21 protein-coding genes and 1 tRNA gene are annotated in these 22418 nt (G+C 68.6%); 17 read left to right on the top strand and 5 right to left on the bottom strand.

What is annotated here, in order from left to right; all coding sequences use genetic code 11:
* The first annotated feature begins 27 nt into the window (after positions 1 to 27).
* Positions 28 to 471, top strand: a complete 444-nt coding sequence (locus ASF41_RS05055) for a PACE efflux transporter (RefSeq protein ID WP_056217874.1) — start codon at positions 28 to 30, stop codon at positions 469 to 471.
* 193 nt (positions 472 to 664) lie between these two features.
* Here the strand turns inward: ASF41_RS05055 and ASF41_RS05050 are convergent, their stop codons facing one another.
* Complete coding sequence (locus tag ASF41_RS05050) at positions 665 to 1066, bottom strand: PRC-barrel domain-containing protein (RefSeq protein ID WP_056491387.1); 402 nt, start codon at positions 1064 to 1066, stop codon at positions 665 to 667.
* A gap of 766 nt (positions 1067 to 1832) precedes the next feature.
* On the opposite strand from ASF41_RS05050, the gene katG reads away from it, so the two are divergent.
* Together katG and ASF41_RS05040 are read left to right on the top strand one after the other, a co-directional pair.
* Positions 1833 to 4082, top strand: coding sequence for a catalase/peroxidase HPI (gene katG / locus ASF41_RS05045; protein ID WP_056491406.1), 2250 nt, complete (start codon positions 1833 to 1835; stop codon positions 4080 to 4082).
* A 208-nt stretch (positions 4083 to 4290) separates the two neighbouring features.
* Positions 4291 to 4986 (top strand): VIT family protein, encoded by a 696-nt coding sequence (locus ASF41_RS05040; protein ID WP_056217808.1) that lies wholly within the window; start codon positions 4291 to 4293, stop codon positions 4984 to 4986.
* On the opposite strand, the gene ASF41_RS05035 is transcribed toward ASF41_RS05040, so the two are convergent.
* A complete protein-coding gene (locus ASF41_RS05035; protein ID WP_156394201.1) occupies positions 4962 to 5237 on the bottom strand; it encodes a hypothetical protein in 276 nt (91 codons plus the stop codon). The genes ASF41_RS05040 and ASF41_RS05035 overlap by 25 nt on opposite strands.
* 139 nt (positions 5238 to 5376) lie before the next feature.
* On the opposite strand from ASF41_RS05035, the gene ASF41_RS05030 reads away from it, so the two are divergent.
* Entirely contained in the window at positions 5377 to 5658 is a 282-nt protein-coding gene (locus ASF41_RS05030; RefSeq protein ID WP_056491385.1) for a hypothetical protein, read from the top strand.
* Positions 5659 to 5951: 293 nt separating this feature from the next.
* Here the strand turns inward: ASF41_RS05030 and ASF41_RS05025 are convergent.
* Positions 5952 to 6027, bottom strand: a tRNA-Ile gene (locus ASF41_RS05025).
* Between the two features lie 365 nt (positions 6028 to 6392).
* Between ASF41_RS05025 and ASF41_RS05020 the strand changes: the two genes are divergently transcribed.
* From ASF41_RS05020 to ASF41_RS05005, 4 genes are all read left to right on the top strand, one after another.
* Positions 6393 to 7484 carry an alkene reductase gene (locus ASF41_RS05020; protein ID WP_056491383.1) on the top strand — a complete coding sequence of 364 codons (1092 nt, stop codon included), beginning with the start codon at positions 6393 to 6395 and terminating at the stop codon, positions 7482 to 7484.
* Positions 7485 to 7662: 178 nt separating this feature from the next.
* Positions 7663 to 9561, top strand: a complete 1899-nt coding sequence (locus ASF41_RS05015; protein ID WP_056491380.1) for a PAS domain S-box protein — start codon at positions 7663 to 7665, stop codon at positions 9559 to 9561.
* Positions 9558 to 10280 (top strand): HAD-IA family hydrolase, encoded by a 723-nt coding sequence (locus ASF41_RS05010; RefSeq protein WP_244479561.1) that lies wholly within the window; start codon positions 9558 to 9560, stop codon positions 10278 to 10280. The genes ASF41_RS05015 and ASF41_RS05010 overlap by 4 nt, the downstream gene beginning before the upstream one ends.
* A gap of 41 nt (positions 10281 to 10321) precedes the next feature.
* Complete coding sequence (locus tag ASF41_RS05005) at positions 10322 to 10546, top strand: hypothetical protein (RefSeq protein ID WP_056220943.1); 225 nt, start codon at positions 10322 to 10324, stop codon at positions 10544 to 10546.
* 5 nt (positions 10547 to 10551) lie between these two features.
* On the opposite strand, the gene ASF41_RS05000 is transcribed toward ASF41_RS05005, so the two are convergent.
* Together ASF41_RS05000 and ASF41_RS04995 are read right to left on the bottom strand one after the other, a co-directional pair.
* Positions 10552 to 13005 carry a PAS domain-containing protein gene (locus ASF41_RS05000; RefSeq protein ID WP_056491378.1) on the bottom strand — a complete coding sequence of 818 codons (2454 nt, stop codon included), beginning with the start codon at positions 13003 to 13005 and terminating at the stop codon, positions 10552 to 10554.
* 124 nt (positions 13006 to 13129) lie between these two features.
* On the bottom strand, positions 13130 to 13627 hold the full coding sequence (locus tag ASF41_RS04995; RefSeq protein ID WP_056220949.1) for an outer membrane protein assembly factor BamE: 498 nt from the start codon (positions 13625 to 13627) through the stop codon (positions 13130 to 13132).
* A 238-nt stretch (positions 13628 to 13865) separates the two neighbouring features.
* Here ASF41_RS04995 and ASF41_RS04990 point away from each other — a divergent pair, with 238 nt between their 5' ends.
* From ASF41_RS04990 to ASF41_RS04950, 9 genes are all read left to right on the top strand, one after another.
* The gene (locus tag ASF41_RS04990) at positions 13866 to 14465 is read left to right on the top strand and encodes a ubiquinol-cytochrome C chaperone family protein (RefSeq protein ID WP_156649674.1); all 600 of its coding nucleotides are present in this window, start codon (positions 13866 to 13868) and stop codon (positions 14463 to 14465) included.
* Positions 14462 to 14986 carry a DUF177 domain-containing protein gene (locus ASF41_RS04985; RefSeq protein WP_056220951.1) on the top strand — a complete coding sequence of 175 codons (525 nt, stop codon included), beginning with the start codon at positions 14462 to 14464 and terminating at the stop codon, positions 14984 to 14986. Before ASF41_RS04990 ends, ASF41_RS04985 begins: the two co-directional genes overlap by 4 nt.
* 187 nt (positions 14987 to 15173) lie before the next feature.
* Entirely contained in the window at positions 15174 to 16208 is a 1035-nt protein-coding gene (plsX, locus tag ASF41_RS04980; protein ID WP_056220954.1) for a phosphate acyltransferase PlsX, read from the top strand.
* A 28-nt stretch (positions 16209 to 16236) separates the two neighbouring features.
* A complete protein-coding gene (locus ASF41_RS04975) occupies positions 16237 to 17244 on the top strand; it encodes a beta-ketoacyl-ACP synthase III (protein ID WP_056491377.1) in 1008 nt (335 codons plus the stop codon).
* A gap of 116 nt (positions 17245 to 17360) precedes the next feature.
* On the top strand, positions 17361 to 17681 hold the full coding sequence (locus tag ASF41_RS04970; protein ID WP_056220962.1) for an integration host factor subunit alpha: 321 nt from the start codon (positions 17361 to 17363) through the stop codon (positions 17679 to 17681).
* Positions 17682 to 17688: 7 nt separating this feature from the next.
* A complete protein-coding gene (locus ASF41_RS04965; RefSeq protein WP_056271435.1) occupies positions 17689 to 18219 on the top strand; it encodes a MerR family transcriptional regulator in 531 nt (176 codons plus the stop codon).
* Positions 18220 to 18352: 133 nt separating this feature from the next.
* Positions 18353 to 18799, top strand: a complete 447-nt coding sequence (locus ASF41_RS04960; RefSeq protein ID WP_056220968.1) for a hypothetical protein — start codon at positions 18353 to 18355, stop codon at positions 18797 to 18799.
* Between the two features lie 198 nt (positions 18800 to 18997).
* Entirely contained in the window at positions 18998 to 20944 is a 1947-nt protein-coding gene (locus tag ASF41_RS04955) for a PrkA family serine protein kinase (RefSeq protein ID WP_056491376.1), read from the top strand.
* A 109-nt stretch (positions 20945 to 21053) separates the two neighbouring features.
* Positions 21054 to 22355: a YeaH/YhbH family protein gene (locus ASF41_RS04950; protein ID WP_056491375.1), complete on the top strand. Its 1302-nt coding sequence runs from the start codon at positions 21054 to 21056 to the stop codon at positions 22353 to 22355.
* Positions 22356 to 22418 lie beyond the last annotated feature (63 nt).

Below are 22418 nucleotides of genomic sequence, written 5' to 3'. Positions count from 1 at the left end.
CCAAAGGGACCGTTTTCGGGAAACATCATGCGCACGACTCGCGATCGCATCCGCCACGCCATCCTGTTCGAGGTGCTGGGGCTCGCCCTGATCATCCCGCTCGGGACGTTGCTGTTCGGGCTGCAGGCCTCGGCCATGGGCGTGATCGGCGTAGGCAGCGCCCTGGCTGCGATGGTGTGGAACTACCTCTACAACCTCGGCTTCGACCGGACGATGCAGCGCGTCGTCGGGCATACCCGCAAGAGCCTCATGCTGCGGGTGGCGCATGCGGTGCTGTTCGAGGCGGGGCTTCTCGTGATCCTGTTGCCGCCGATCGCTTGGTATCTCGGCATCGGCTTCACCGAAGCCTTCTTCATGGATCTCGCGATCGCAGCCTTCTATGTGGCCTACGCCTTCGTCTTCAACCTGGCCTACGACGTGACCTTCCCGGTGAAGACCTGGGGCGACCCGGCGCCGGCGCCGTCTCTCTGAGCGCACCGCCGCCGATGCCCTTCATCGGTTCGGCGGACAGGGGGGGCACCCTGTCCGCCGCATGGAGCCGGGGTCGATCCCGGGCGGAAACCGACGCGCGATTGGTCCGCGGTGGGGAGCGGATCCGGGCCGTTGCACCGCCCTCGGCCGGACCGCGACCCACCTCGCGCGCGAACGCTCCCGCCGAGTGCGCTCAGCGCTTGAACTTGCCGTCGTACTTGAACTCGGGGGCGGCCTTCAGGGCGTCCTTGCTGGCATTCACCGAGGCCTTCCACTTCTTCGCCCCGGCGTCGTAGGTCAGCGCCACCGAGGACGGATCGACCACCACGTAGCGTTCGCCCACACCGAGGAAGCCGCCGACGGACATAATGTAGCCGGTGAGCCTGCCCTTCTCGATGACGAGATCCTTGATGTCGCCGACATTGCTGTTGGTGCCGTCGACGACGTTGAGGCCGATGAGGTTGTAGCTCAGCACGGCGTCCTGCGGGACGGGGGCAAACTTCACTGTGGTTGGCGGCGTGGGAGCCTCGTCCTTGGCGAGAACGGGTCCTGTCAGCGCCGTAACGGCGGCGAGGGCGAGAACGAGGCGACGCATGGGGAACTCCTGTGTCCCGGAACGGGGACCGGAAATAGCTGGACGCGACGAAGCGTTCCGAATCGCGGACGGGATTTTGTCCTGGAACCGAATCAGATCGGCCGCTCGCCAAAACCCCGGACGCTCCGCTAAGCGGAAAGTGACCCACGCTCGAGCCGAACAGCCCTTCCCGATGTTGCGCGGCGCCGACGAAGCCGCGCCGTCCTGGTCCGGCGGTGCGGTCACGACCGTGGAGGCGAGAATGTCCAACCGCCGGCCGGGCCGAAGCGTGAGCATCGGCCACCCTCGGTGAGGCCGCAACACGCCCGTTCCTCCAACGAGGGAACCAGGAGGCCCTCCGCCCCTGGGGTCCGCGTGATTCACGCGATCATCGAACCTGTCTACGTCAGCACAAACGCTCCGGGCCGATACCGTCCACGGCGTGAACACATGTGAACACTGTGCCGCATCCGGCATCGATCGCGGATCACCGGTCCGACTCTACGGACGGTCCTGATCGGTCCAACGAATTATTGAGCGACTTCTGTCAGCATGAGGGCCACGCCAAAAGATGAGCCTGAATACACAGACCATCAAATCGCCGTGATAGCGTGTCCGTTCTTTGCAGGCCCGCTATAATTCCTCGGGTTATTGCCTCCAATAGCGCGGAGCGCTCCGGGGGCGTTCCCGGGCAAGCGCTTTTCGAGCAGACGCTCCCGACGACGAGGAAGAGGACGCCGCGTTGACCATCGCCGATTCCAAAAATCTGAACACCAAGACCTTCGAGATGCAGGGGAAATGCCCCTTCGGCGGCGACCGGATCGGCGGCGCCGTGGGCAGTCCGCCGGCGCTCTCGGATTGGTATCCCAACCGTCTGAAGGTCGAGCTCCTTCATCAGAACGGCCCGCAGGCCAATCCCCTGGGCGAGGACTTCGATTACAAGGCGGCGTTCGAGGCACTGGATCTCGATGCGGTGAAGCAGGACATCAAGGCCTTCCTCACGACATCCGTCGCGTGGTGGCCGTCCGACTACGGCAATTACGGCCCGCAGATGATCCGCATGGCCTGGCATGCGGCGGGCACCTACCGGATCGCAGACGGTCGGGGCGGAGCCGGCGAGGCGCTCCAGCGCTTCGCGCCGATCAACAGCTGGTGGGACAACGGCAACACCGACAAGTCCCGGCGCCTGATCTGGCCGATCAAGCAGAAGTACGGAAGCGCCCTGTCGTGGGGCGACCTGATGGTCCTGACCGGCAATTGCGCCCTGGAGATCATGGGCTTCCCGACCTACGGCTTTGCCGGCGGACGTCAGGACGCGTGGGAAGCCGATAACGCGACCTACTGGGGACCCGAGATCTGGGACCCGAACGACATCGCGTCGTTCGACAGCATGGTAAGCCGCGACAAGCGCTGGCGTGGCCAGAACGGCGATACGGATTACGATCTCGAAAATCCGTTGGCCGCATCGCACCAGGCGCTGATCTACGTCAATCCCGAAGGCCCCTACGCGAACGGAGACCCGATGGGGTCCGCGCGCGACATCCGCACGACCTTCACCCGCATGGCGATGAACGACGAGGAGACCGTGGCGCTGATCGCCGGCGGCCATGCCTTCGGGAAGAGCCACGGAATGGTGTCGGCCGATCAGGTCGGCCCACCGCCGGAAATTGCTCCGATGGAGGCGATGGGCCTGGGCTGGCACAACCCCAAGGGCACGGGTTTCGCCCAGTACACGATGACCAACGGCATCGAGGGCAGCTGGACGCCGAACCCGACCCAGTGGGACAACGCCTACTTGGAGAACCTCTTCAAGTTCGAATGGGTGCAGATCAAGAGTCCGGCCGGTGCATCGCAATGGACGCCGGCCGATCCGGACGCGCCAAAGACCCCGGACGCGCATGTACCGGGCCAGATGCATGGTCTGATGATGATGACCAGCGACATCGCCCTGAAGGTCGACCCGGACTACCGCAAGGTGTGCGAGAAGTTTCTCAATGACTTCGATGCGTTCACCCTGGCCTTCTCGAAGGCTTGGTACAAGCTGACCCACCGCGACATGGGTCCGAAGGAGCGCTACCTCGGCCCCGAGATCAAGATCGAGGACGATCTGCTTTGGCAGGATCCGATCCCGCCCCGCGATCACGACCTCATCGACGACGGCGACATCGCCGCGCTGAAGCGTGAGATCCTGGCGACGGGCCTGTCGGTCTCCGATCTCGCGTTCACGGCCTTCTCGGCGGCATCGACCTATCGCGACAGCGACAAGCGCGGCGGCGCCAATGGCGGTCGGCTGGCGCTCGCCCCGCAGAAGGATTGGTCGATCAACCGTCGGACCGTACCGGTGGTGGCCGCCCTGCGGCAGATCGCCGACGCCTTCAACGGGCATCAGGCCGGCAAGCGGGTGTCGCTGGCCGATCTCATCGTGCTCGGCGGATGTGCCGCCGTCGAGAAGGCGCTCGCCGACGGTGGCCACCCCGCGACGGTGCCGTTCACGCCGGGTCGCGTCGACACCCGGCAGGAGCTGACCGACATCGAGATGTTCACGTGGCTCAAGCCCGTCGTCGACGGCTTCCGCAACTACGTGGCGGAGGACTTCGCGGCGGTCGCACCGCGCGTCTCGCCCGAGGAGCTCTTCCTGGACAAGGCGTACCTGCTATCCCTCACGGCCCCCGAATGGGTGGCCCTGGTGGGCGGCCTCCGGGCCCTCGGAGCCAATCACGACGGCTCGCGGCACGGCATCTTCACCGATCGGGTCGGCGTGCTGTCGAACGACTTCTTCGCGAACCTGACGAGCGTCGATCTCGAATGGCGCAAGACCGACCCGAAGGGCATGACCTTCGAGCTGGTCGACCGGGCGAGCGGAGCGGCGAAGTTCACCGCGACGCGCTGCGACCTAGTGTTCGGGTCGAACGCGCAGCTCCGCTCCGTCGCCGAGGTCTATGCGGGCAGCGACGGCGAGGCCCGGTTCACGAAGGATTTCGTGAAGGTCTGGGACAAGGTGATGATGCTCGACCGCTACGACGTCCGGACGCGGTAACCCGCCCCCCGGCGTCTCGTGAGGGGAGGAGGGGCCGGGACATCCCCGTACGGATGTCCCGGCCCCGGCCGCCGTCACGACCGCAGGGTGGACTCCCCGGATCCTCTCGGCTCGCGAACCCATCGCACGGGCGCTGGCACGACGGCATTCTGCGTCGTATCCTGCCGCGCGCGCACCGCGCCAGCCCGACCCGGAGGCACTGACTGCCATGCGCCGGTCCCATGCCGAGAGCCACCTGATCGACCGGATCGGCTGGCTCCGCGCCGCGGTCCTCGGCGCCAATGACGGGCTCGTCTCCACCGCGAGCCTGATCGTCGGCGTGGCGGCCTCCACGGCCGCCACCGGCGAGATCCTGGTCGCCGGCACGGCCGGGCTGGTCGCCGGCGCGATGTCGATGGCGGCCGGCGAGTACGTCTCGGTCAGCTCCCAGTCCGACACCGAGCAGGCCGATCTCAGCCGTGAGCGCCGCGAGCTGGAGCAGGACCCTGCGGCCGAGCGCGCGGAACTGGCGGCGATCTACGTCGGCCGCGGCGTCGACCACGAACTCGCGCTGAAGGTGGCCGACCAGCTCATGGCCAAGGACTCGCTGGGCGCCCATGCCCGGGACGAGCTCGGCATCTCGGAGTTCACGACGGCGCGCCCGATCCAGGCCGCGCTGACCTCGGCGGCGACCTTCTCGGCCGGGGCGGCACTGCCGCTGCTCGTGGCTGCGATCTCGCCGGCGAACCTCGTGGTCACCCTCGTCTCCGCCGCCTCTCTGATGTTCCTCGCCGTTCTCGGGGCGCTCGGCGCGAAGGTCGGCGGCGCGAAGGTCCTGCGGGCGACGGCCCGCGTGGCGTTCTGGGGCGCCCTGGCGATGGCCGTCACGGCCGGCATCGGTCACCTCGTCGGCAAGGCCGTCTGATCGGCCATCGGCTTGAACCGGCCCCTGATCCGGCGACGAAAGATCGACAGCAGGGCGTCGCTGCCAGGACCGGTTTCGGTGTCGGAGACGCTGATGCGTTTCGCCCGCTTCCAGCCTCCACCGGACTCCGACGTCACGCGGACCATCGAGGCGGCCTGCCGCGCCGCCGGCATCGCGAACGGACCGATTTCCTCCAGGGGTCGCCAGCCTGCCCACCCGGCAAGCCGGGGGGACGCCCAGCCGGCGTTCACCGAGAGGAATTTCCTCTCTCGAGGCGGAGGCGGAGAACGACGGACTACGCGGAACGGTATGCGAAACTGAGCCGTTCCCTGAGCCCGGCCGGCGTCAGCCCCGATGCCGCGCCGGCAAAAACCCCCTGTGAGGACGCCCATGAGGAAGTCTCTGTTCGCCGCCGCCATCCTGGCAACCCTGGGCGCCATCTCGGCCGCCCCGGCCTCTGCCGCCCCCGGTGTGATCGGAGCGGTCGACGCGCCGACCGCCGTCACCGAGGTCCGGATGGACGGCATGCATGGCCATCGCGGCCATGGTCGCATGATGGGTCACCACCACATGCGCGGCCACATGATGCGTCATCACCACCGCCATCACCGGATGGGCCACCGTCACCATCGCGGCCACATGATGGGACACCACCGCGGCCACCGGATGTAAGCGAGCCCCCTGCGGGTTCCGATCGATCTGGATATGAGCGCGGACGAGAGGGTCACGGCACGCGACTGCGTGGGTGACGCTCTCGTCTCCGCCGGCGGAAATGAAGCTCCCCCGGTGCTTGTTGCGCCCGCGATGCCGGGTCGGCGCTCGATGAACCGTTACGACAGGCAGCCTTGGCGGGCAGGCGGGCCAATCCCAGCCTCGACCCCGACAGCTGGGCAGCCCGTGATCCGAAGGACCCGGATCGCCGGTGCCGCACCGGCCCCAGTGGGGGAGGTTTTTAACGGGAGAGGTGGTGGGCCCGGCAGGACTCGAACCTGCAACCAGACCGTTATGAGCGGTCGGCTCTAACCATTGAGCTACAGGCCCTCTCGCTTCCGCAGCGATGGAAGGAGCGATACCCGAGTGGGAGACGCGCGTCACCCCGGATTTCGAGGCGCGACCGTGAACCGTGCCCGGCTTCGGAGCGGCCATGCGGAGCCTCGCGTCCCAGCCGGATCTCACCGATCGCTCTGTCGGCGCACCGCCGTAGGCGGGTGAGCCGCCCCTTCGCTCCTTAGGAGCCGCGCGAGTTGATCGAAATCGAACGGCGCGTGCGCGCCCGCACGGGCGGGGTGCGTCGGTGGACGCCGACGTCTGGCGGTGCCCGGCGCGACGACCACATGAGGACATCGACGGGCGCGGTGAAATCCGCGCGCCGTCCGTTCGTCCTTGAAACAACGTGAGCTTCCTCCATGCCTTCCCTGTCCGACCCGATCCGCATCGGCGCGATCGACGCCAAGAATCGCGTCTTCATGGCGCCGCTGACCCGCGGCCGCGCCTCGCGCGAGCACGTGCCGACGCCGATCATGGTGGAGTATTATCGCCAGCGGGCCAGCGCCGGCCTGATCCTCACGGAGGCGACCGGCATCTCGCAGGAAGGGCTGGGCTGGCCCTTCGCGCCGGGCATCTGGTCTGATGAACAGGTCGAGGCCTGGAAGCCGGTGGTGAAGGCCGTGCACGACGCCGGCGGCAAGATCGTCTGCCAGCTCTGGCACATGGGCCGCATCGTGCATCCGGACTTCCTCGGCGGCCAGAAGCCGATCTCGGCCTCGGCGACAACGGCCCCGGACGCCGCGCACACCTACGCGGGCAAGAAGCCCTACGCCGAGGCGCGGGCGCTGTCCGTCGACGAGATTCCGCGCCTGCTGGCCGACTATGACCGCGCCGCGCGCAACGCCATGACGGCCGGGTTCGACGGCGTGCAAATCCATGCGGCGAACGGCTACCTGATCGACCAGTTCCTGCGCGACGGCACGAACCTCCGCACCGACGCCTACGGCGGTTCCATCGAGAACCGTCTGCGCCTGCTCACGGAGGTGACGCGCACCGTGGCCGAGGCCGTCGGCCGGGACCGCACCGGCGTGCGCCTCTCGCCCAACGGCGCGATCCAGGGCGTGGATGATTCGAACCCCGAGGCCCTGTTCGGCGCTGCGGCGGCGGCCCTCTCGAAGATCGGGCTCGCCTTCCTCGAGCTGCGGGAGCCGGGCCCGAACGGCACGTTCGGGACGTCCAATCATCCCCCGATCGCCCCGGCGATGCGGGCGGCCTTCGACGGCCCCCTGATCCTGAACTCGGATTACGACGGCCCGCGGGCGCAGGCGGCCCTCAACGAGGGCCAGGCCGACGCCATCGCCTTCGGACGGCCCTTCATCGCCAACCCCGACCTGCCGGAACGGTTGTTCACGAGCGCCCCGCTGAACAACGACGAAATGAAGACCTGGTACAGCCAGGGTCCGGAAGGCTACGTCGACTATCCGACCCAGGGTGCCGCCAAGGCGGCCTGAGCCGCCAACGCGAGCCGATCGGAGCCGTCTACTGTATAGTTCTATACACGAGGCGGCTCCTCGATTGTCGTGAGACCCGGACCATCGCGGATTCACCTCGATCCGCATCGAAGACCGTTAGCGCTATCGCTCGGACGGGAGACATCCTATGTGTTGCGACCGACGAGGATAGCCGCTTTTGCCATCGACCGATGCCTGCTCAGTCGCGCCGACCGGATGGACCGAGTCCGATCGGCTGGCGGAGCTCGCCAGCCTGGATCTCGCCGCGACCGGCCGGGAAGCCGTCTACGACGACTTGACCCGCATCGCGGCCCTGCTCTGCAATGCGCCGATCGCGCTGGTCAGCCTCGTGGAAGCGGACCGGCAATGGTTCAAGGGACACGTCGGGTTCGAGCTGCCCGAGACACCACGGCGGATGTCGATCTGTGCGCACGCCCTCGAGGCCGAGGCGCTCCTCGTCATCCCGGACCTCACCCTCGATCCGCGCACCCGCGACAACCCCCTCGTCACGGGGGAGCGGCAGCTCCGTTTCTACGCCGGTGCGGTCATTCGCTCGCGCTCGGGCTATCCCCTCGGCACTCTCTGCGTCCTCGACGGCATCGCGCGTCCCGAGGGCATCACCCCGGTGCAGGCCGAGATGCTGGAGGCGCTGGCCCGGCAGGCCGCGACGCTGATCGAGCTGACCAGGACCCGCCGCGAGGTCTATGCGCGCGAGGCGGAGCTGGAGGCGAGCGAGCGTCGGTTCCGGGTGATGACCGGCGCGATGCCGCAGATGGTCTGGACCACCCGGCCCGACGGCTATCACGACTTCTACAACGACCGCTGGTACGCGTTCACCGGCGTCCCGCCGGGCTCGACGGACGGCGAGGCCTGGAACGGCATGTTCCATCCCGACGACCAGGACCGGGCCTGGTCGCGCTGGCGGCACAGCTTGGCCACCGGCGACCCCTACGAGGTTGAGTACCGCCTGCGCCACCATTCCGGGGCCTATCGCTGGACCCTGGGGCGGGCGATGCCGCTCTTCGATGCCGAGGGGCGGATCGAGCGCTGGTTCGGCACCTGCACCGATATCGAGGACCTGAAGCGGGCGGAGGCCGAGGCGCTGAAACTCGCCGCCATCGTCGAGCAGTCACAGGACTTCATCGGCATGGCCGACCGGGAGGGGTTCGTCCAGCACATCAACGAGGCCGGACGCCGCCTCGTCGGACTCCCCGACGTCACCGCGGTGGCCGGCACGCAGCTCCTCGACTATTTCATGCCCGAGAGTCAGGCGCTCGTCACCGGAATGGTCCTGCCCGCCGTCGAGCGGCAGGGCTGGTGGGAGGGCGAGCTCGCCTTCCGGCATTTCGGGACGGGGGAGGGGATCGCGGTCCTCTACAACATCTTCCCGGTGCGGGACGACGAGGGTCGGTTCGTCGGTTACGCCACCGTCACCCGCGACCTGCGCGAGCGCAAGCGGGCGGAGGAGGCTCAGGACCTCCTGATCAAGGAACTGTCGCACCGGATCAAGAACATCTTCGCCGTGGTCGGCGGCATCGCCGGCCTGTCGGCCCGGACCGATCCGGCCGCCCGTCCCTTCGTCTCGGCCTTCCGGGAGCGCCTCGGCGCCCTGGCGCAGGCGCACGAATACGTCCGCCCGCACTCCCCGGCGAGCGCCCCCGCGGTGAAGGGCCAGACCCTGTTCGGCCTGATGCGCCTGATCATGGCGGCCTACGTGCAGGACGGGCGCGCGCGGATCGTCGTCGACGGGGACGACGTGGCCGTAGGCGAGCGCGCCGCCACGGCGCTGGCGCTGATCATGCACGAGCAGGCCACCAACGCGATGAAGTATGGCGGCCTTTCGACCGAGACCGGCGGCGTCCGCCTCACCGGCCGGCGTGACGGCCCATCCTACATTCTGACCTGGGCGGAGAGCGGCGGCCCCACGGTGACCGGTCCGCCGACCCGGCAGGGCTTCGGCACGGTCCTGGCGCAGCGCAGCGTCGTCGGGCAGCTGGACGGTACGCTGGAGCAGGACTGGGCCCCGAGCGGTCTCGTGATGCGCCTCGTCATCCCGGTGGATCACCTCAAATCGTGAGTCTCCCTCCGTATCGCCTCGTCGTCTTCGATTTCGACGGGACCCTGGCCGACAGCTTTCCCTGGTTCGCCGGTGTCATCAACGGCGTAGCCGACCGCTACGGCTTCGCCCGCATCGCAGAGCACGAGACCGAGACGCTCCGGGGCATGGATGCGCGGGGCATCGTCCGGCATCTCGGGATTCCGGCCTGGAAGCTACCGCTGATCACCCGGCACATGCACCGGCTCGCGGCCCGGGATATGGGGGGGATCCGGCTGTTTCCCGGCGTGCCTGATCTGCTCGCCGACCTCGACGGAGCGGGCCTGCGCCTCGGCATCGCGAGCTCGAATCGGGAGGCGACGATCCGGCGGGCGCTGGGACCGGCGGCCCGCCACTTCACTCACTACACCTGCGGTGCGTCGCTGTTCGGCAAGGCCCGGCGCCTGCGTGCCCTGATCCGTGACGCCAGCCTCGCCCCGTCCGCGGCGCTCTACGTCGGCGACGAGATCCGCGACCATCAGGCCGCGACCGAAGCGGGCTGTGCCTTCGGGGCCGTGACCTGGGGCTATACCCGCGCCGACGCACTTGCGGCGCGAACGCCGGAGCACCTCTTCGCCGACCCCGCAGCGATCGGCCGGACCGTCGTGTCGACCCCGCCACAGGGTATCGGAAAGTGCACAGCGCTCCGGCCGGCCGGATTGCCTATTGCTCCCTCCGCACGCCACGTTAACGTCCGTTAGGTGAGGCGTTCGGAGCGACGCTACACTTGGAAAGCTTGTGCATGGACAAGACGCAGCGATCGCAGCCGATCGGACCGGCCGTCTCTTCGGATCGGGAGCCGGGGGTCCGCCGGTCCCGCGCCCGCGGGGCGCGATCGCATTTCCTGGTCGCCTGCCTCGCCGGCGGCCTGCAGGCGACCTATGCCCCTCAGCCCGAATCCGAGGTCTCCGACCTGTTCGCGAGCCTGATCGCGCAGCTCGATTCCAGCGAGCCGGGGAGCCGCTGAAGCGGTCAGAGTCGATCGCGCCGTCCGCGACGACTGCCGGCCACCGCCTTCCGCAGGACCCGTGAGAGCTGCTCCACCGAATAGGGCTTGTGCAGCAGTTCGAACCCGTGGGCCCCCTCCTCGGCCAGGACATGGCTGTACCCGCTGGCCAGTACCACCGGCAGGTCGGGCCGCCGCCGGACGATCTCCTTGGCGAGCTCGATCCCATTCATGCCCGGCATGACGATGTCAGAGAACACCACCTCGAAGCGGAAGGGAATCTTCTCGAGCTGCCGCAGGGCATCGGCGGCGGAGGTCGCCCAGACCGTGTGATAGCCGAGTTCGGCCAGGGTCTGGGTCGCGAAGCGGCCGACCTCCGGGTTGTCCTCGACGACGAGGACGCAGGTGCCGTGCCCCTCCGTCAGCGGCTCGGCCTCCTCGAGCGGCCTGGCGGTTTCGGATAGGCCGGACACGCGCGGCAGATAGAGGGTGAAGGTCGAGCCGCGCCCCGGCTCACTCTCGACGAGAACCTCGCCCCCCGACTGCTTGGCGAAACCGAACACCTGGCTGAGGCCGAGGCCGGTCCCCTGACCGACGCCCTTGGTGGTGTAGAACGGCTCGAAGATCCGGTGCAGGTCCCCCGCGGCGATGCCGGAGCCGGTATCGGTCAGCGATACGGCCACGAAGGCGTCCCCGCGGATGTCGAGGGGCGGGATCCCCGAGACGGCGCCGACGCGGATCGTCAGGCGGCCCTCGCCCTCCATGGTGTCGCGCGCATTGACCGCCATGTTCACCAGCGCGGTGTCGAACTGGCTCGGATCGGCATGCACGTAGCAGGGCGTCTCCGGCACCTCGACCACGATGGCGATGCGGGCCCCCGTCAGGGTGCCGACCATCTCGCTGATCGCGGCGACGCCCGCGCCCACGTTGAAGGTTTCGGGCTTCAAGGCCTGGCGCCGTGCGAAGGCGAGGAGCTGGCCCGTGAGCTTGGCGGCCCGCGCAACGGTGTCGGAGATCGCATCGACGTAGCGGCGGCGGCGATCCTCGGCGAGGCCCGGCCGCTTCAGGAGGTCGGTGGAGGACTTGATGACGGTCAGAAGGTTGTTGAAATCGTGGGCGACGCCGCCGGTGAGCTGACCGACGGCCTCCATCTTCTGCGCCTGACGCAGGGCCTCCTGGGCCTGGGCGAGGGCGGCCTCCCGCGCCTTCTCCTCGGTGATGTCGCGGCCGCTGCAGTAGGAGCGCCCGCCCTCCGGCACCGCCGTCCAGGACAGCCAGCGATAGCCGCCGTCGCGGGTGCGATAGCGATTCTCGAAACGGAAGACGGGCGTGCCGCCCGCCAGGGCTCCGACGACCTCGGCGGTGCGCTCCACGTCGTCCGGATGGATCAGGTCGAGCACGGACCGGCCGGCGATCTCGGATTCGGACCAGCCGAGCACGACCTCCCAGGCCGGGTTCAGGCGCTCGAAGTAGCCGTCCGGGTGCAGCACGCCGAGCAGGTCCGGGCTGACCAGCCAAGTCAGTCCGCGCTCGTTGGAGCGCAGGATGACCTGGCGCTCCAGATCGGCGTTGAGGAAGCGCAATTCCGCCTCGTTCCGGCGCAGGGCGATCTCGGCAAGCGCCCGGTCGGTGACGTCGACGCCCTCGACGAAGACGCCGGTAACGGCGCCGTCATCGTCGAAGATCGGCTGGTAGACGAAGTCGAGATAGAGCTCGACCTCCGCCCCGTCCGCCACGCCCTGCAGGGTGAGCTTCGAGGCCGTCGCCGTGAAGGCATCGCCGGAGCGATAGACCGTGTCGAGAAGGTCGAGATAGCCCTGGTTTACGGCGTCCGGAAGAGCCTCGGCGACGGTCCGACCCAGAAGCGGCCGGTCACCGACGAGGCGCCGGTAGGCCGGGTTGGCGAGTTCGAAGCGGTGTTCGCGCCCGCGCAGGACGGCCATGAAGCTCGGAGCCTGGGCGAACAGCTGCTCGAGGCGCTCGCGCTCGGCGCTCGCCCGCCGTTCGGCCTGCACCCGGCCCGTCGTCTCGGCGCACGCGCAGAACATGCCGACGACCTGCCCGGCCTCGTCGCGCACCGGCGTGTAGCCGAAGGAGAAGTAGGTCTCCTCCGGATAACCGTTGCGGTGCATGATGAAGGCGATGCCGTCCATGTGCGTCGCCTCGCCCGCATAGGCGCGGGCCAGGATCGGCTCCACCTGATCCCAGATGTCGTGCCAGAGGTCGCGGAACGAGCCGCCGAGGGCGGCCGGATGGCGGGCGCCGCACATGGCGGCGTAGCCGTCGTTGTAGAGGGTGATGTAGTCCGGCCCCCAGACGATCAGCATCGGCTGCTGCGAGCCGAGCATCACGCCGACGAGCGTCTTCAGGGCCTGGGGCCAGCCGCCCGGCATGCCGAGCGAGGTCGCCGACCAGTCATGGCTGCGCAGGAGCGCGCCGGTCTCGCCACCCTCGACGAGAAAGGCTTCGCGAAACGGCATCCTCGGGTCCTCTGCCCGCCTGGCGTCGAGCCCGGGCGAGCCATTCACGGTCCGCGCCACACGCGCGCCCCCTCAGTCGGCCGGTCGCCCAGCCCCTCGGTTCCCGAGGGGTGGACCGCGATGCCTACAGACCGCGATTGGCGCCGGGCACGACGCTGGTGCCGGACCCGCTGCCGAACGGCTCGTACTTGGTCAGGCCGCGGAAGAGCTGGCTGAGGAAGGCGCGATCGGCGCCGCTGGTCGGCGTGGTCCGCTCGATGAAGTCGAACACCTTACCGTCCTGCAGGCCGTAGAGCGCCACGCGCTCGACCTTGAAGGCGCCGTTGAAATAGACGGCGGTGACCTTCTGGTCCTCGACCCGTTCGCCGAGGAACAGGACGGTACGGCGCGTGTTCTGGCTGATGTAGTACCACGACTTGTTGCCGACGGTAGAGACGGTGGACGGCGTGCCGAGGATCTGCAGCACCTGCTCGGCGCTCATCCCGGGCTTCACGGTGGCGAGGGCGGCCTGGTCGATCTGGTAGCCGTGGCGGATGTCCTCGCCGATGCAGCCGGACACACCGGCACCGATCACGCCGAGGACGGCGAGGCGAGCGAGCGACGAGACGAGACGGCGCGACATCGGCCACCCTTGCTGACAGTGAGAAACTGGACGCGACTTCCGGGAAGGCGTCTTCCGTGACGGTGTCTTGCGGCCCCGATCCCGACCCGACACCGAGGCAAGAAGTATCCCGATGGAGGTTGCACCTTGACCGTTCGCTGCCGTAACGCGGGGTTATGGTTTTGACAAGGCAAGCCCGGCCACACCCGCCGGCCGTCCGCGCCGGCTTCGCGCCAGGCGAGCCCGGGAGATGCGCATGATGACGGGGCTCCTCGACCGGCTCCGCGCCTGGGGCCGGTCGAGCCCGCGCGAGCGGGTGATCGAGACGCTGCACGGGCGCATCAACGAGGCGGCCCGCCAACCGGACCTCTACCTCCACCTCGGCGTACCCGACACGCTGGAGGGACGGTTCGAGTGCCTGATCCTGCACGTCATCCTGGTTCTGCGCCGCCTGAACCGCCTGCCGGAACCGGCGGCCGACGTGGCCCAGGACCTCGTGAACGCGGTGTTCCTGCAGCTCGACTCGTCCCTTCGGGAATCCGGCATCGGCGATTTCGGGGTCCCGAAGCGCATGAAGAAGCTCGGATCCGCCTTCTACGGCCGGGCCGAGGGCTACGATGCCGCCCTCGATGCCGGGGATACGGCGGCGCTGACGGCAGCGCTCGCGCGCAACGTCCTCGGTGTCGGCGCACCGGCGGCGGCGGCCGGCCTCGCCCGCTACGTCCTCGCCAGCGATGTCGCCCTGGCCCAGACCGACCTCGACGGGCTGATCGCCACCGGCCCGGCATTCCCGCCGCCGCAATCCTTCGCCGCTCCCCCGGCCGGACCGGACGGCACCACGACACGGATCGTCCCATGACCCGCCACGATACGCCCCGTCACGGAGAGACCGGACCGCTCGCGCGGATCGTCAGCGTCGACCGCCTGCGCCGCAGCGATGGGCGGCTCGTCGTCACCGCGAGCCCGGAGGAGTGTGCCGCCCTGGCCGCCGACTTCGAGATCCCGGCCATCCGGGACCTCGTGGGCACCTTCGAGACGAGCGGCCCACCCTCGGCCTTCCGGGTGCGCGGAACGGTGACGGCGCAGGTGACGCAGGTCTGCACGGTGTCCCTGGAGCCCTTCGAGGGGCCGGTCTCGGAGCCGGTGGACCTGCTGTTCACCGACACCGACCGGCTCGCGGGGACCGACGCGGAGGATGCCGACGTCCCCGACCCGATCGTGGGAGGCAAGATCGATTTTGGCGCGATCACGGGCGAGTTCCTGGCGCTCGGGCTCGACCCCTATCCGCGCAAGCCCGGCGTCGCGTTCGAGCCCCATATCGAGGATCTGGACGAGCCGCCGCTGGCGGCCCTGCGCGGGCTCAAGCCCGCCAACGATTGAGATCCGCGACCGGCACATCGGACCGGCTTTGGGCGAAACGCTAAGATTTCGTTTGCCCACCGGGCCTCAATCGCTATTTTCCGCCCCGCCGGGCAGGGGGCCGGTCGTCCGCCGCTACCCCGCCCACCGTGATGCCTCCCGCCGGGAGGCCGTTCCTTCCGCGATCAGAGGCCACCGGCCACCCACCATGTCCCAGAGAGTGTGCATCTCGCTCGACGCCATGGGCGGCGACCACGGCCCCACGACCGTGGTGCCCGGCGCCGCCATCGCCCGCGAGCGCCATCCCGAGATGACGTTCCTGATGTTCGGGGATGAGGCAATCCTCACGCCACTGGTGGCCGCCGAGCCGCGCCTGAAGGGCGCCGTCGAGATCCGCCACACGACGATGGCGATCTCCATGGACGAGAAGCCGAGCCAGGCCGTTCGCTCGGGGCGCGGCAAGTCCTCGATGTGGCGCGCGATCCAGGCGGTGAAGGACGGCGAGGCCGATGCCGCCGTCTCGGCCGGCAATACCGGCGCCCTGATGGCGATGTCGAAGATCTGCCTGAAGACCCTGGCGGGCATCGAGCGCCCGGCCATCGCCTGCCTCTGGCCGACGGTGCGCGGCGAGAGCGTGGTCCTCGATGTCGGCGCCACCATCGGCACCGATGCCGAGCACCTCGTCGAGATGGCGGTGATGGGTTCGGCCATGGCCCGGATCGTGTTCGACCTTGACCGGCCGACCGTCGGCCTCCTCAACGTCGGCACCGAGGAGATGAAGGGCAACGAGGCCGTCAAGGAAGCGGCACGCTACCTGCGCGAGACCGACCTGCCGAACCTCGCCTATCACGGCTTCGTGGAGGGCAACGACCTCGGCAAGGGCACGGTGGACGTCGTCGTCACCGAGGGCTTCACCGGCAACATCGCCCTGAAGACCGCCGAGGGGACGGCCAAGCAGATCGGCAGCTACCTGCGCGCCGCCATGAGCCGGACCCTCTCGGCCAAGATCGGCTACTTCTTCGCCCGCCAGGCCTTCAAGGCCCTGCGGGACAAGATGAACCCGAGCCGGGCCAATGGCGGCGTGTTCCTCGGTCTCGAGGGCATCGTCATCAAGAGTCACGGCTCCGAGGACGCGCACGGCTTCGCGGCGGCGGTCGACCTCGCCCACGACATGGCCCGGCACGACCTCATGCGCACCATCCGCGACATGCTCGACCTGACGCCGGCCGCGGTCGCGTCATGAGCCGACCCGCGCACAGAAGGACGGCCCCATGACGGTCACGACCGGGACGGCCCATTCCGGAAAGGTCCTGCGCTCCGTCGTGGTCGGCTGCGGCTCCGCCCTGCCGGCCCGATGCGTCACCAACGACGAGCTCAGCCGCACCGTCGACACCTCCGACGACTGGATCGTGCAGCGCACCGGCATCCGCCAGCGCTACCTCGCGGATGCCACTGAGACGACCTCGGTCCTCGGCGCGCGCGCCGCCCGGGCGGCCCTCGACGAGGCGGGCCTCGGCGCCGACGACATCGACCTCATCATCTGCGCCACCTCGACGCCCGACCACACCTTCCCGTCGACCGCCACCGAGATCCAGGCAGCGCTGGGCCTGCGCGGCGGTTTCGCCTTCGACGTCCAGGCCGTCTGCGCCGGATTCGTCTACGCCGTGACAACCGCGGACAAGTTCCTGAGCACGGGGAGCGCCAAGCGTGCCCTGGTCATCGGGGCCGAGACCTTCTCGCGGATCCTCGACTGGGAGGACCGCACGACCTGCGTGCTCTTCGGCGACGGCGCCGGGGCGGTCGTGCTGGAGGCCCGGGAAGGGGAGGGCAGCAGCGCCGATCGCGGCGTGCTCACCGCGAGCCTGCGCTCGGACGGACGGCACCGCGAAAAACTCTACGTCGATGGCGGCCCGGGCTCCACCGGAACCACCGGCCATCTGCGGATGACGGGCAAGGACGTCTTCCGCTTCGCCGTCGGCTCCGTGACCGACGTCGTCGACGACGCCTTCCGGGCGTCCGGGACCACGGCCGAGGATCTGGCCTGGTTCGTGCCGCACCAGGCAAACCGGCGGATCATCGAGGCGTCGGCCGACAAGCTCGGCATCACCCGCGAGAAGGTGGTCCTCACCGTCGACCGGCACGGCAACACCTCGGCGGCCTCGATCCCCCTGGCCCTCGACGTCGCCCGCAAGGACGGCCGGATCCAGCCCGGCGACCTCGTGATGATCGAGGCGATCGGCGGCGGATTCACCTGGGGGGCGGCCCTCATCCGCTGGTAGGCGCGACCGGTTTCCGAAACGGGGCCTCACGCACTGTTGACCCCGGCCTGAACGCCGATTAGCGTGCGCAATCATAGAGATACTAAGAAAACTCGAATCGCCTTGGGGAATATCGCATGACGGGAAAGACGGTCACACGCGCCGATTTGAGCGAGGCCGTCTACCAGCAGGTCGGCCTCTCGCGGACCGAGTCCTCCGCCCTGGTCGAAACGGTGCTGTCCGAGATCTGCGCCTGCCTCGCCAGCGGCGAGACGGTGAAGCTGTCCTCGTTCGGGTCCTTCGTGGTGCGCAGCAAGGGCCGTCGGGTCGGGCGCAACCCGAAGACCGGCGTCGAGGTGGCGATCGAGCCCCGCCAGGTCATGGTGTTCAAGCCCTCGAACGTGCTGAAGGCCCGGATCAACGGCCTGAACGGCGCGGCCGAGCACGACGACGCGTAGGCCCGCCATGTCCCTCGCCGCGCGGATCGAAGACGCAAAATCCGATTCTCGCGACGGGGAGGCGGCCGTGCGTGAGGGTCCCGAGAAGAGCGCGGGCGCCTTCCGCACCATCAAGGAAGCCGCGGACGAACTCGACGTGCCCCAGCACGTCCTGCGTTTCTGGGAAACGCGCTTCACGCAGATCCGCCCGGTCAAGCGGGCCGGCGGCCGGCGCTACTACCGGCCCGACGATCTCGACCTCCTGAAAGGCATCAAGCACCTGCTGCACGGGCAGGGCTACACCATCAAGGGCGCCCAGCGGGTCCTGCGGGAACGTGGCCTGCGCTTCGTCCAGTCGGTGGGCCGGGGCGAGGCTGTGGCGGCCGCACCCTCGCTCCAGGATGCCGAGCACGAGGCGCCCGCAGCCGACCTCGCCCCCGGGGACGGCCTCACCGCCGCGCAGCGGGCTGTCCTGGCGGACGCCCTCGCGGACCTCCGGGCATGCCGTGCCGCCCTGGCGGGCCTGCGCCTGCCTCCCGAACCCATCGGCGACGCCTGAGGGCGGAGCGGTGATCGCGGGGAGGGCGAACGCCCACTCGACGGCCGCGCCTGCGATCCCCACATCCGCTGTAGCCGGGCCGAATCCACCGCGTCCCGCGCGGATCGCCCGGCGTGATCGGAGTTCGTCCCGCATGCTGCTCGCCCGTTCCCTCACCTTCCTGGCCGCCGGCACCCTCCTGGCGGGGCCGGCCCTGGCGCAGACCACGGTCACCCGCAGCGAGACTGCCGCCAGCGGCAAGAGCGTGCGCCTCGCCATCGTGCCGAACCTGAAGAAGGATTGCTCCACCGGCCCGATGCCCGAGATCCGCGTCAGCGGCGCGCCGAAGAACGGCTCGCTGATCACCAAGGTCGGCAAGATCAAGACCCCGGCGAAGTACCGCTGCCCCAGCAAAGAGGCCGCCGTGCAGGCGGTGTTCTACCAGAGCAAGGACGGATTCACCGGCAGCGACGAAGTGACGGTGGACGTCAAGGATTCCGACGGGAACGTCCAGACCCAGAACATCAAGATCACGGTCGGCGCCGCCAAACCCGACGCGACCAAGCCGGACGCGGCGAAGAAGGATTCCACGGACCTGTGAGCCTCCCCCGGGGCCGCGGTGGTCTGCCATCCGCGGCTCCGACACCGAACCCGAATGGCAGGGCCGCCTGGTGCACTGTGGCACGCATCCCACGCCCAAGTTCCGTCGTGAATGCGCTGCGACAAAACTGGGCCTGTCAGTTGCATCCAAGGCGAGACAGGATGAAGCTGTCGCTGTCGTGAGGGGATCGGAAAGCCTATGCCGTCGACGAACGACCTGTTCCAGAGCTTCGCCCGTGGCTACGAGGCGCGTCGCGATACGGAGATGAGCCTCTCCGAGTATCTCGAAGCCTGCCGCGACGAACCGTTGATGTACGCCTCCGCCGCGGAGCGCATCCTCGAGGCGATCGGCAAGCCCGAATTCGTAGACACCGCGAAGGACCCGCGCCTCGGGCGCGTGTTCATGAACCGCACGATCCGGGTCTACCCCGCCTTCGCCGAGTTCTACGGCATGGAGGAGACGATCGAGCGGATCGTCTCGTTCTTCCGCCACGCGGCACAGGGGCTGGAGGAGCGCAAGCAGATCCTCTACCTGCTCGGCCCCGTTGGCGGCGGCAAGTCCTCCCTAGCCGAGCGCCTCAAGGCCCTGATGGAGACGCACCCCATCTACGTGCTGAAGGCCGGCAACGAGGTCTCGCCGGTCTTCGAGAGTCCGCTCGGATTGTTCGACCCCGAAACGATGGGTTCCGAGATCGAGGAGCGTTACGGCATCCCCAAGCGACGACTTACGGGCCTGATGAGCCCCTGGGCCCTCAAGCGACTGGACGAGTTCAAAGGCGACGTCTCGAAGTTCAAGGTCATCAAGGTCCGCCCCTCGCGCCTGCGCCAGATCGGCATCGCCAAGACCGAGCCCGGCGACGAGAACAACCAGGACATTTCCAGCCTCGTCGGCAAGGTCGACATCCGGCGCCTGGAAACGCTCTCGCAGGCCGATCCCGACGCCTACTCCTACTCCGGCGGCCTCAACCGGGCGAACCAGGGCGTCCTCGAATTCGTCGAGATGTTCAAGGCGCCGATCAAGATGCTGCACCCCCTGCTCACCGCGACGCAGGAGGGCAACTATGTCGGCACGGAAAACATCGGTGCGATCCCGTTCACTGGCGTGATCCTGGCCCACTCGAACGAGTCCGAGTGGCAGACCTTCAAGACCAACAAGAACAACGAAGCCTTCATCGACCGCATCTACGTCATCAAGGTGCCCTACTGCCTCCGTGTGACCGAGGAGCAGCGCATCTACGAGAAGCTGGTCTCGGGCTCCGAACTGTCCGACGCCGCCTGTGCGCCGGGAACCCTGGAGATGCTGGCCCGCTTCTCGGTGCTCTCGCGCCTGCGCGAGCACGCCAATTCCAACGCCTTCTCGAAGATGCGGGTCTACGACGGCGAGTCCCTGCGCGAGGTCGATCCCCGCGCCCGCTCGATGCAGGAGTACAAGGACGCCGCTGGCGTCGACGAGGGCATGGACGGGATCTCGACCCGCTTCGCCTTCAAGGTGATGGCGGCGACCTTCAACCACGACACGACCGAGGTCTCGGCCGATCCGGTCCACCTCATGTACGTGCTTGAGCAGGCCCTGCGGCGCGAGCAGCTGCCTCCCGAAACCGAGAAGCGCTACCTGGAATTCATCAAGACGGAGCTGGCGCCGCGCTACGCGGAGTTCATCGGTCACGAGATCCAGAAGGCCTACCTCGAATCCTACCACGATTACGGCCAGAACCTGTTCGACCGTTACATCGACTACGCCGATGCGTGGATCGAGGATCAGGACTTCAAGGATTCGGAGACCGGGCAGCTTCTAAACCGCGAACTCCTGAACCAGGAACTGACCAAGATCGAGAAGCCGGCGGGCATCGCCAATCCGAAGGACTTCCGCAACGAGGTGGTGAAGTTCGCGCTGCGCTCGCGGGCCCAGCACGGCGGGCGCAACCCCTCCTGGACCAGCTACGAGAAGCTGCGCGAGGTCATCGAGCGGCGCATGTTCAGCCAGGTCGAGGAGCTCCTGCCGGTCATCTCCTTCGGCTCGAAGAAGGACGGCGAGACGGAGAAGAAGCACGGCGAGTTCGTCGACCGGATGGTGGCCCGTGGCTACACCGAGCGGCAGGTCCGCCGTCTGGTCGAGTGGTACATGCGGGTGAAGCAGGCTGGCTAGGGCATCGACCGAGCTTTGTCGTCCGCACGGTGACGGGGCGGCCGCCACGGGTGGTCGCCCCGCTCCGCCGATCCCACATTGGTCTCGAGGGCGAAGGCACACACATCGGATGCACATCGTCGACCGCCGTCTGAATCCCGGGGGCAAGAGCCTCGCCAATCGCCAACGCTTCCTGCGCCGCGTGAAGGACGTGGCCCAGCGGGCCGTGCGGGAATCCGCGCGGGAAAAGGACATCAAGGATCTCGGCAAGGACGGCCGCGTCTCGGTGCCGGTCGATGGGGTTCGCGAGCCGCGCTTCGCCCGCCAGTCCGGCACCGGCCTGCACGACCACATCCTGCCCGGCAACAAGACCTACGTGGAGGGCGACCGGATCGAGCGCCCGCCGTCGGGCGGCGGCGGCAAGGGCTCGGGGGAGGGCGGCGAGGGCTCGGAGAACAGCGAGGACGCCTTCCGCTTCGTCCTGACCCGCGAGGAGTTTCTCGAGCTCTTCCTCGAAGACCTCGAATTGCCCGATCTCGCCAAGCGCCGGCTCTCGGTGGTGGAGACCGAAGGGCTTCGCCGGGCCGGCTATACGATCTCGGGCTCGCCCGCCAACCTCGCCCTGACGCGCACCCTGCGCAATTCCATGTCGCGGCGCATCGCCCTCAAGCGGCCGAAACCCGACGAGATCGCCGCCCTGGAGGCCCGCATCGCCGCGATGCCGTCGAGCGATCCCGACCTGCCGGACCTGCTCCTGGCGCTCTCGGGCTTGCGCGAGCGCACCAAGCGCATCCCTTACGTGGACCCCCTCGACCTGCGCTACCGCCGGTTCGAGACCTATCCGCGCCCGGTGGCGCAGGCGGTGATGTTCTGCCTCATGGACGTCTCGGGTTCGATGACCGAGCACATGAAGGATCTGGCCAAGCGCTTCTACATCCTGCTGCACATCTTCCTCACCCGGCGCTACCGGCACGTGGAGATCGTCTTCATCCGCCACACCGACAAGGCGACGGAGGTGGACGAGGAGACGTTCTTCGGGTCGCGCGAGACCGGCGGCACCCTGGTCTCCTCGGCGCTGGTGGAGATGAAGCGCGTCATCGCCGAGCGCTACGATCCCAACGACTGGAACATCTACGCCGCCCAGGCCTCGGACGGCGACAACGTGTCGAGCGACGGCCCGACCTCGACGGAGCTGCTGCGCGCCCACATCCTGCCGGCCTGCCAGCACTTCGCCTATCTGGAGGTCGGCGACGAGAACGGCCCGCGGGCCGGCTTCGTCGAGCACCGCACCACCCTGTGGCGGACCTACGAGAGCCTGGCGAAGACGGGCGCGCCCATCGCCATGCGCAAGGTCAACCACCGCCGCGACATCTACCCGGTCTTCCGCGAGCTGTTCGGGCGCAAGGACGCCCGGGCGGAAGCCGAGGCCTGAACCTGGCGAGACGGGGCATGGCCAAGCGGGACCCGGACGCTTCGAGCACGGACCCATCGAGGA

Origin of the sequence: Methylobacterium sp. Leaf111 (assembly GCF_001423285.1) — a bacterium.
Classification (GTDB): Bacteria; Pseudomonadota; Alphaproteobacteria; order Rhizobiales; family Beijerinckiaceae; genus Methylobacterium.
This window is presented reverse-complemented; position numbering and strand designations above follow the sequence as displayed.

Excerpts from the sequence above, each read along its gene's own strand:
- ASF41_RS04985 (WP_056220951.1), top strand. The coding sequence starts at position 14,462 with ATGACCCGCCACGATACGCCCCGTCACGGAGAGACCGGACCGCTCGCG.
- ASF41_RS05005 (WP_056220943.1), top strand. The coding sequence starts at position 10,322 with ATGGACAAGACGCAGCGATCGCAGCCGATCGGACCGGCCGTCTCTTCG.
- ASF41_RS04965 (WP_056271435.1), top strand. The coding sequence starts at position 17,689 with ATGTCCCTCGCCGCGCGGATCGAAGACGCAAAATCCGATTCTCGCGAC.
- plsX (WP_056220954.1), top strand. The coding sequence starts at position 15,174 with ATGTCCCAGAGAGTGTGCATCTCGCTCGACGCCATGGGCGGCGACCAC.
- ASF41_RS04975 (WP_056491377.1), top strand. The coding sequence starts at position 16,237 with ATGACGGTCACGACCGGGACGGCCCATTCCGGAAAGGTCCTGCGCTCC.
- ASF41_RS05055 (WP_056217874.1), top strand. The coding sequence starts at position 28 with ATGCGCACGACTCGCGATCGCATCCGCCACGCCATCCTGTTCGAGGTG.
- ASF41_RS05050 (WP_056491387.1), bottom strand. The coding sequence starts at position 1,066 with ATGCGTCGCCTCGTTCTCGCCCTCGCCGCCGTTACGGCGCTGACAGGA.
- ASF41_RS05000 (WP_056491378.1), bottom strand. The coding sequence starts at position 13,005 with ATGCCGTTTCGCGAAGCCTTTCTCGTCGAGGGTGGCGAGACCGGCGCG.
- ASF41_RS05030 (WP_056491385.1), top strand. The coding sequence starts at position 5,377 with ATGAGGAAGTCTCTGTTCGCCGCCGCCATCCTGGCAACCCTGGGCGCC.
- ASF41_RS04955 (WP_056491376.1), top strand. The coding sequence starts at position 18,998 with ATGCCGTCGACGAACGACCTGTTCCAGAGCTTCGCCCGTGGCTACGAG.
- katG (WP_056491406.1), top strand. The coding sequence starts at position 1,833 with ATGCAGGGGAAATGCCCCTTCGGCGGCGACCGGATCGGCGGCGCCGTG.
- ASF41_RS04995 (WP_056220949.1), bottom strand. The coding sequence starts at position 13,627 with ATGTCGCGCCGTCTCGTCTCGTCGCTCGCTCGCCTCGCCGTCCTCGGC.
- ASF41_RS05020 (WP_056491383.1), top strand. The coding sequence starts at position 6,393 with ATGCCTTCCCTGTCCGACCCGATCCGCATCGGCGCGATCGACGCCAAG.
- ASF41_RS04970 (WP_056220962.1), top strand. The coding sequence starts at position 17,361 with ATGACGGGAAAGACGGTCACACGCGCCGATTTGAGCGAGGCCGTCTAC.
- ASF41_RS04990 (WP_156649674.1), top strand. The coding sequence starts at position 13,866 with ATGACGGGGCTCCTCGACCGGCTCCGCGCCTGGGGCCGGTCGAGCCCG.
- ASF41_RS04950 (WP_056491375.1), top strand. The coding sequence starts at position 21,054 with ATGCACATCGTCGACCGCCGTCTGAATCCCGGGGGCAAGAGCCTCGCC.
- ASF41_RS04960 (WP_056220968.1), top strand. The coding sequence starts at position 18,353 with ATGCTGCTCGCCCGTTCCCTCACCTTCCTGGCCGCCGGCACCCTCCTG.
- ASF41_RS05040 (WP_056217808.1), top strand. The coding sequence starts at position 4,291 with ATGCGCCGGTCCCATGCCGAGAGCCACCTGATCGACCGGATCGGCTGG.